The sequence below is a fragment of the Enterococcus sp. RTP21361st1_A6_RTP21361_211029 genome (assembly GCF_040910045.1).
GTDB lineage: Bacteria > Bacillota > Bacilli > Lactobacillales > Enterococcaceae > Enterococcus_D > Enterococcus_D gallinarum.
The window spans coordinates 1-8,435 of record NZ_JBDGBK010000116.1 but is presented as its reverse complement, the minus strand read 5'-3'; the positions used below and the strand labels follow the sequence as shown (position 1 = coordinate 8,435).

Genomic DNA, 8,435 nt, shown 5'->3' with positions numbered 1-8,435 from the left:
TCTGAGCCAGAATGAGGTTCATTCTGACCCAGATTTGATTTTGTACAACCCATCAGTCCTTATTGACAAAGAGCCAATTTATATACCCAAAAAGTATACCCACAGCATAAAAAAAGCCACATCAAGGTTTCTTTTCTAAACTACCGAAGTAGCCAAGAAACCATATGTGGCGTGGGTTTGGCACCCAATGGGCCGTGAGGGGCTCGAACCCGCGACCCGCTGATTAAGAGTCAGCTGCTCTACCAACTGAGCTAACGGCCCGTATCAAAATTACTTTATTATCTTAGCACTCCGACTTTTAAAAATCAATCGTTCTGTTAAAAAAAAATCCGTTTTTTTATCTTTCGTTTCAAAAGAAGACTACCCATAGAGTACATACTCCGTAATACTTATACCCTTCAAAAATCAAATTCTTTTGTTTTCCTAAATTTTGAGCAGAGGACTACAATCCAATACCAGTATATGGTAAAATTTATCTAGTTATCAAAACTAGATAAAAAGTTTTTGATAAACCAATATTCTGCTATTTAAGATGGAGAAGATTATGGAAAAATTACGTTCAGATTTATTTGATTGGAGCGAGTCGCTGAATTCCTTTCATTTGCCGCGGTGGGAAGAGCTGCCAACTTTGGAACTGTACATGGATCAAGTCATTACGTTGATCGATCAGTACTTGTCGCCGGTAATCCAGTCGGAAAAACATTCACTGCTGACATCATCAATGGTCAATAATTACGTCAAAAAAGGGATGATCCCACCCCCAGAGAAAAAACGGTATAACCAAAAACATTTGGCATTTTTGATTGCCATTACGATGTTGAAGCAAGTGTTGACAATCCCAGAAATCAAGACGGGAATATTGTTTCAAGGAAAAGTAGTCGGGATACGAAATGCGTACAATTTATTTTGTGAAGAACAGGAAAAAGCCATTTGGACAGTCTGCCAAGAGGCAGCAGGGTCAAAAGAAGCGGTGTCTACCGATCCGATTCCAGTAGAACTGATCGCGATCAAAGGGGCGACCCGTTCGTTTGCAAATAAATTATTGGCAGAAAAAACGATTGAACTAGAAGTAAATTACTTGGAAACGCACAAAGGAGAATCCCATGAATAAAGAGAAAATTGCCCTGCTTGTCGACTCGGGAACCGATGTCCCGGCAGAAATTATGTCACAATATGGTATGTATATGTTGCCATTGCAGATCATATACAAGGATCGGACGTATACGGATAAAGTGGATATTACAGCGGAAGAGATCTATCAACGATTGCCGCAAGAAATTCCTAGTACGTCATTGCCCGATGGCGAAACCATCAACAAGATATTTGATCGGATCAAAGCCGATGGCTATGAACAAGTTCTGGCAGTCACCATCTCTAGTGGGTTGAGCGGTACTTATAATGTTGTTCGCTTGATGGGAGAACAACGGAATGACTTGGATATTTTTGTTTTAGATACGAAAAATATCGGGATTGGTGCTGGATTACAAGCGATCAGAGCTGCTGAGTTGCTGAATGAGGGAGTCACATGGCAAGAGCTCAAAGAACAGCTGCTACAAGAAGTTGTCCGAAATAAGGTCTTTTTCAATGTAGCGACATTGGAGTACTTGCAAAAAGGCGGCCGAATTGGTTTGGTTGCTTCAATTCTCGGAAATGCCTTGAAATTGAATCCAATCATTTCTTGTAATGACGAAGGGATTTATTACACAGTAGCGAAATCACGAGGACGTAAAAAGAGTTTGGACAAGACCGTTGAACTGGTGAAACAGTACATTGGAAATCACAAACAATTTCGCCTAGCCGTGGCCCAGGGGGATGCGTTGGCAGAAGCTAAAGAAATGAAAACTCGTCTTGAACAAGAATTTCCTCAAGTGAAAGAAATTTTCTTTGGACAGATTTCACCGGCACTGGTTGTGCATACAGGGCCTGGATTATTAGGCGTCGGAGTGCAGCTGTTAGACGAAACGGGGATTTGATCGAGTGACTGTGATCGTTTTCTAAGAGCCGCTCACAATCATTCATTAATGAATGTTAAAAGGTATGAAAGTTGTCTTTTCAACTTTCATACCTTTTTTTGTGCCGATGAGTGAAAAGAAACCTGTTTCTCTAGAGATGCCGCAATGGTCAGTGACATGAAGGGTTGGCGCTCTTTTGCGCTCTTTTGCTCCTATTTACTCCTAAGTTATTTTCGTTGAACAAAACAAGCAGTATAATGATTTCATAGAACAAAGCAACAGTTCTCCAAGGAGACGGATGCTTACAGATGGAGCTTTATGCTATCCGGATTACTTAAGGCAGTATCTTGAATTGTTTATGAAAAAGGAGTGAGTGACAATGAAAGAATATGTTTTTGAATCAACCATTTATTCTTCTGAGATTGGTAAAGGTGGAGCATACGTGATTTTTCCTTACGATTTGCGGGCTGAATGGAATAAAGGGCGGCTGAAAGTTCAGGCAACATTTGATGGCGTTGACTATCAAGGAAGTATCGTCAATATGGGGTTGAAAAATCAAGACGGAAGTATTTGTTATATTTTAGGAATCAAGAAAGAGATTCGCAAACAGATCAAAAAAGACATTGGCGATACTGTAAAAGTTGTTGTGAAACCTATTACGGAATGAATAAGTTAGCAATCATGAGTATGAAAAAGAAAGAACATCGATACAAAATTTTCTTAAGAATAAGCATAGATCAAGGCTAAGATTTGAGGAAAGATGAAAACACATCCTAAATCATGTATAATAAGTAGGAAAGAATAAAAAATGAGGTGACATTTTTTGAAAAAGATCCTAGTCGTGGACGATGAAAAACCGATCTCGGACATCGTCAAATTCAATTTGACAAAAGAAGGCTACGAAGTATATACAGCTTATGATGGTGAAGAAGCATTAGAAAAAGTGGCAGAAGTTGAACCGGATCTGATTTTATTAGATTTGATGCTGCCGAAAATGGATGGATTAGAAGTGGCACGTGAAGTTCGAAAAAATCACGATATGCCGATTATTATGGTTACCGCCAAAGATTCTGAGATCGACAAAGTGTTAGGACTGGAATTGGGTGCCGATGATTACGTGACTAAGCCCTTCTCCAACCGTGAATTAGTAGCTCGTGTCAAAGCTAATTTACGTCGCGGTTCTGCTTCGGCGAAAGAAGCAGAAGAAGCACCGAATGCAGAATTGACGATCGGTGATTTGACGATCCATCCAGATGCGTACATGGTAACTAAAAATGGCGAAGCAATCGAATTGACCCATCGTGAATTTGAACTAATGCACTATCTAGCGAAACATTTAGGTCAAGTCATGACACGGGAACATTTGCTGCAAACCGTCTGGGGATATGATTATTTTGGTGATGTGCGGACCGTCGACGTTACCGTTCGCCGTTTACGGGAAAAAATCGAAGATAGCCCAAGTCATCCGAATTATTTGGTCACTCGTCGCGGAGTCGGCTATTACTTGCGGAACCCTGAACAGGAATAAGCTATGAAAAATAAGGTTCGCTTTTTTCGATCAGTGAACTTCAAAATCGCCCTGACTTTTATCTTGATCTTATTGATTTCGATCCAGATTATCGGGGCGTATTTTATTCGCGAATTAGAGAAAACAACGATCGATGCCTTTAAGCGCGACATGGAGGCAAGAGCTAGCACGTTGGTCGTTACTCTAGGTTCAGAACTTAGTCGAATGGACGCCGAAGACAGCCTCGATTGGGATGCAATGAATTCTTCTTTGAACCGGATCCTTTCCAGTACCAACTCTTCTGAGATTTTAGAGATGCGGGTCGTAGATGAACAAGGAATCATTCGGGCAACCACCAATATCAATGATCGAGGTTCAGTGGGTGAAAAAAACGATTACCGAGATTATGATACGAACCGTAGTGAAGTGTTGTATGACGAATCGACAGGACAGCGGGTCTACAACATTGTCCAATCGATCCAGTCGCCTACAGGGGATACGGTTTTAGGTACATTGTACCTGCGAAGCAATCTGGAACAGAAATACAGTGAAGTCAGTGATACTGCCGTGATTTTTGTGACGGCTTCTTTAATTGCTGCAGCGATCTCAATTGTTGTTGCCCTACTTGTTTCCCGATCCATCACTCAGCCGATTGGGGAAATGCGGGAACAAGCCATTCGGATTGCCAAAGGGGATTATAGCCGCAAAGTAGCAGTTCATGGCCAAGACGAACTGGGACAGCTGGCTGAAACATTCAATCAACTAGGAGAACGTATCGAAGAAACACAAGAAGCAATGGAGTCGGAACGAAATCGACTAGATAGTGTCCTCTCCCACATGACCGATGGCGTCGTAGCGACTGACCGCCGTGGGAAAGTCATTACAATCAATGAGATGGCGATGTCGTTATTGAATGTTACTTCTGAAGAAGCAGTCGGTCAATCGATTCTGACTCTGCTCCAAATCGATGAAGAATACACCTTGCGTAAACTGCTAGAAAGTCCTGATGAAATGCTGATCGAACGGCCGAACAACGACATCGTTGGAACGAATTTGATTTTACGAATCGACTTTTCAATGATTCGCCGTGAGTCTGGATTTATTTCTGGTTTAGTAGCGGTGATGCATGATGTTACAGAACAAGAGAAAAATGAACAAGAGCGGCGAGAGTTTGTATCCAATGTGTCTCACGAATTGCGAACACCTTTGACCAGTATGCGCAGCTATATTGAAGCATTGAGCGAAGGGGCTTGGCAAGATCCAGAAATCGCACCGAACTTCTTGAAAGTGACATTAGATGAAACGGATCGGATGATTCGAATGATCAATGACCTACTGAGTCTTTCACGAATGGACAGCGGCAATGCGCAACTGCAATTGGAATACATCAATTTCAATGAGTTGGTCAGCTTTGTGTTGGATCGATTTGATATGATGGTGACGAATGAGAACAAAAAATATGTGATTCGTCGTGAATTCACCAAACGTGAACTTTGGGTCGAAGTCGATACGGATAAGATGATTCAAGTGATCGACAATATTATGAACAATGCTATCAAATACTCACCTGATGGCGGTGTGATCACAGTCAAATTGATGGAAACCCATAACAATATCGTTTTGAGTATCAATGATCAAGGCCTAGGCATCACTAAAAAGGATCTTACCAAAATCTTTGACCGCTTTTACCGTGTTGATAAAGCCCGCGCCCGGCAACAAGGTGGTACTGGTTTAGGATTAGCCATTTCCCGCGAAGTGATCAAATCTCATGGGGGAGCCATTTGGGCAGAAAGCCGAGAAAACCGCGGTTCAACATTTTATATCATGTTGCCATATGAACCGTATGAGGAGGATTGGTGGGAATGAAAGTCTCAGAAAAAATGATTCGTTTAGGTCTGATCGTTATGGTTGCCCTAAGCTTTTACTTTTCCTACATGATTTGGCTGAATCCCACCGGTTACGATCGTTCAGTCGAACAAGCTACAGATACAGTCAATACGAGTATTCAGACCTACAAACAAAAAAGTGATTTATTTTTGCCATTGTATTTAACCTGGATCCACCAAGATGAAGTCAAGGAAACCAATTCTGAAACGTTGATTCGTGACGTTCAGGGACTGCTCTCGGATGCTCAAGTCAATGATCTGACGGTACAAAATTATGATTCCAAGTCTTTTTCAGAGGCAGCAACATTGGATGAGGGAGTGATGTTGGCGTATTACACGCCGTTCTTACTAAATGATTACGCGGAGACCTTTGATGTTGAATTGGCATTAGGTGACAACGAAGCCAACAAAATGGCTTTCTCCCATATTCAAATCGATTTGAAAGAGAATAAAATCCAGTTTGTGAATTTGGAAGAATCACGGATCATTGAAGGCAAGATTGACTGGGATAAAAATGATGTGAATCGCATTTTGAAAGATAATCCAAGAGAATGGACAGCGATGCGCCAGGAAGAATCAGGAAAAAGCAATCAGTTCTATACACAGGACACGATCAAGCTGAAAAAATACAGCTATGTTTCCTCTTTGCAATCGGCGAATCTCTTTCGAGAAGCATTTTTTACTTCGCCAAAAGATGTCAAAGTCAATGATGATAGTGTAGATACTTATTATTATGAAGGTGGACAGAATATGGCGGTTTTGCATGATGATCAAGTAGTCAAATTTGAAACCACTGTTTCAGAAAGTGATGAAACGGATCTGTTTATGCAAAGTGCGGACTATATTCGTCGTTTGGGCAACAATTTCGGAACGATACGCTTTTTTGATCGGTTGAGCAATCAACTAGATTATCGTATTTTTGTAGAAGGGTATCCAGTCTTCAGCAGTGGTGCTCAGGGATTGATGAAAGTAACTTTTTCTAACAGTGGGCAATTAGGGAATCGAGAGATGGCAATCGAATCTAGTTTAAATGCGATCCAAGTGCCGATTCCTTCTGAGACCGAGGTGGAGCTGCCTTCAAGCTTAACCGTTCGCAGTGACTTGCTTTCTGCAGGGGCAGAGACGGATCAGCTGCAGCAGATTATTGTTGGCTATCAATGGGGCGACATCAAAGGGGCTTCTGTCGTCGATTTGACACCAACTTGGTATGTAAAGTATGAGAATAACTGGTTCAATTATCAGGAATTAATGGCTAAATTGACAGAAACGGGGGGAGTTTGATTGGATTTCAAGCGAATCGAATGGATTTTTTTTCTAGCGTTTTTGGGGTTGAATGTCTTTTTGTTCAACATTTACAGTGAAGCTCGCAGTGAACAGCAGAACGTTTTGCAGTCAAATCAGACGATCCCGATTGAACAGCGACTAGCCTCAGAAGACATTAAATATTCAGGAGAACTTTCTGACGAGTATTTGAGCGGGTACTATTTAAGCGGTGAACAAACCGATTTGGCAGCCGCTTTAAGAGAAGCGCAAGGGGAGAAACGATTAACTGAAGCAACTACAGTAAAAGGACAACAGTTGACTCATATTTCCTCGGGTGGTTTCTACATTAGTGATGATACTCAGGCAGAAAAGACGGTCAATGAATACCTGCAGCGTAAAGACCAGGTACTTTATGGAGATGAATACCATTATAGGAAAAACTTGTCGCTGTTGGATCAAGAATATCCAACCATTGTTGCTAGCCAATCCTATGAAACTATTCCCTTCAATGATAGCTCAAGTCGGATCGATATGACTTTAGCATCGTCAGATAAACTGTTGCAGATCGCTAAGTATACTCAGACCCACATTTCCAATATCACCCCGCTGCGGGAGAAAATGACTCTCTATTCAGAGAAAGAAGCCGTCAACACGCTTTATTTGAATAATAAGTTGCCTAGTCATTCTAAGATATTATGGACAGAGCTGGCTTACACAAGGATTTTGATTGTTGGTGATCGGAATGTCTACATTCCGGCTTGGTTCGTTGCTGTCAAAGCAGATGCGGATGTAAATATTCAGATCGAAACTGTCAATGCCTTTAGTAATCGAATCATTACAAACAATGCAGTACAAAAAGTAGAAAATCCATAGAAAAATAGGTATAATGGAACTCGTTGAAAGTAAGAGAGAGGAAGACAGAAACAATGATGAAGGAAAGTGCCTTTCAAGTAAGCATTTTAGCTAGCGGAAGTTCAGGAAATTCGTTATATATCGAGAGCAACAAAAAACGAATCCTAGTGGACGCAGGACTGAGCGGCAAAAAGATCACTTCATTATTGGATGAAGTTGGACGCAAGCCAGAGGATCTAGATGCTATTTTGGTCACCCATGAGCATCGCGACCATATCCACGGTGTAGGGGTCTTGGCGCGCAAATACAAGTTGGATGTCTACGCAAACACAAAAACATGGCAAGCAATGGATAATATGGTAGGCAATATTGCGGTTGAACAAAAACATGTTTTTGAAATGGGTAAAGTTTTGACGATGGGGGATATGGACATCGAAAGTTTTGGCGTTTCCCATGATGCCGCAGCACCACAGTTCTATCGGTTCCATAAAGATGGCAAATCTTTTGTGATGTTGACCGACACAGGTTATTGCAGCGATCATGTTCGGGGGATCATCAAAGGGGCCGATGCGTATCTTGTCGAAAGCAACCATGATTTAGAAATGCTGCGGATGGGTCCTTATCCTTGGAGTCTCAAACAGCGCATTCTTGGTGATCGAGGACATCTATCCAATGAAGATGGGGCACTAGTCATGGCAGATATATTGACGGATAACACGAAGCGAGTTTATCTCGGGCATTTGAGTAAAGAAAACAACCTAAAAGAGTTAGCCCACCTAACTATGGTCAATACGATGAAAGAACATGACTTAGGTGTCGGTGAGGCCTTTGAGGTTTATGATACGGATCCCGATAAAGCGACTGAGTTATTCAGTATTTGAGGATGAGTGGCGAGCGTTTTTTTGGCTCTTTGTCAATAAGGACTGATGGGTTGTACAAAATCAAATCTGGGTCAGAATGAACCTCATTCTGGCT

The 8,435-nt window shown here is 41.6% G+C and carries 8 protein-coding genes and 1 tRNA gene; 8 read left to right on the top strand and 1 reads right to left on the bottom strand.

Going from position 1 to position 8,435, the window contains the following annotated elements:
- Nucleotides 1–188: 188 nt before the first annotated feature.
- A tRNA-Lys gene (locus AB5Z52_RS15035) sits at nt 189–261 on the bottom strand.
- Between the two features lie 283 nt (nt 262–544).
- Between AB5Z52_RS15035 and AB5Z52_RS15030 the strand changes: the two genes are divergently transcribed.
- The 8 genes from AB5Z52_RS15030 (at nt 545) to AB5Z52_RS14995 (ending at nt 8,341) form a co-directional block, all read left to right on the top strand.
- Complete coding sequence (locus tag AB5Z52_RS15030) at nt 545–1,111, top strand: DUF1836 domain-containing protein (RefSeq protein ID WP_005471696.1); 567 nt, start codon at nt 545–547, stop codon at nt 1,109–1,111.
- Entirely contained in the window at nt 1,104–1,973 is an 870-nt protein-coding gene (locus AB5Z52_RS15025) for a DegV family protein (RefSeq protein ID WP_003127431.1), read from the top strand. The genes AB5Z52_RS15030 and AB5Z52_RS15025 overlap by 8 nt, the downstream gene beginning before the upstream one ends.
- Before the next feature lie 358 nt (nt 1,974–2,331).
- Nucleotides 2,332–2,619, top strand: a complete 288-nt coding sequence (locus AB5Z52_RS15020; RefSeq protein ID WP_003127432.1) for a DUF1905 domain-containing protein — start codon at nt 2,332–2,334, stop codon at nt 2,617–2,619.
- A 156-nt stretch (nt 2,620–2,775) separates the two neighbouring features.
- Nucleotides 2,776–3,480 (top strand): response regulator YycF, encoded by a 705-nt coding sequence (gene yycF, locus AB5Z52_RS15015; RefSeq protein WP_005471699.1) that lies wholly within the window; start codon nt 2,776–2,778, stop codon nt 3,478–3,480.
- A 3-nt stretch (nt 3,481–3,483) separates the two neighbouring features.
- Nucleotides 3,484–5,325 carry a cell wall metabolism sensor histidine kinase WalK gene (gene walK, locus AB5Z52_RS15010; protein WP_368243929.1) on the top strand — a complete coding sequence of 614 codons (1,842 nt, stop codon included), beginning with the start codon at nt 3,484–3,486 and terminating at the stop codon, nt 5,323–5,325.
- Entirely contained in the window at nt 5,322–6,626 is a 1,305-nt protein-coding gene (locus tag AB5Z52_RS15005; RefSeq protein ID WP_368243933.1) for a YycH family regulatory protein, read from the top strand. The genes walK and AB5Z52_RS15005 overlap by 4 nt, the downstream gene beginning before the upstream one ends.
- Nucleotides 6,627–7,481 carry a two-component system regulatory protein YycI gene (locus AB5Z52_RS15000; protein WP_137264478.1) on the top strand — a complete coding sequence of 285 codons (855 nt, stop codon included), beginning with the start codon at nt 6,627–6,629 and terminating at the stop codon, nt 7,479–7,481.
- 53 nt (nt 7,482–7,534) lie between these two features.
- The gene (locus tag AB5Z52_RS14995; RefSeq protein WP_003127437.1) at nt 7,535–8,341 is read left to right on the top strand and encodes an MBL fold metallo-hydrolase; all 807 of its coding nucleotides are present in this window, start codon (nt 7,535–7,537) and stop codon (nt 8,339–8,341) included.
- Nucleotides 8,342–8,435 lie beyond the last annotated feature (94 nt).

Excerpts from the sequence above, each read along its gene's own strand:
- AB5Z52_RS14995 (WP_003127437.1), top strand. The coding sequence starts at position 7,535 with ATGATGAAGGAAAGTGCCTTTCAAGTAAGCATTTTAGCTAGCGGAAGT.
- walK (WP_368243929.1), top strand. The coding sequence starts at position 3,484 with ATGAAAAATAAGGTTCGCTTTTTTCGATCAGTGAACTTCAAAATCGCC.
- AB5Z52_RS15025 (WP_003127431.1), top strand. The coding sequence starts at position 1,104 with ATGAATAAAGAGAAAATTGCCCTGCTTGTCGACTCGGGAACCGATGTC.
- AB5Z52_RS15005 (WP_368243933.1), top strand. The coding sequence starts at position 5,322 with ATGAAAGTCTCAGAAAAAATGATTCGTTTAGGTCTGATCGTTATGGTT.
- AB5Z52_RS15030 (WP_005471696.1), top strand. The coding sequence starts at position 545 with ATGGAAAAATTACGTTCAGATTTATTTGATTGGAGCGAGTCGCTGAAT.
- AB5Z52_RS15020 (WP_003127432.1), top strand. The coding sequence starts at position 2,332 with ATGAAAGAATATGTTTTTGAATCAACCATTTATTCTTCTGAGATTGGT.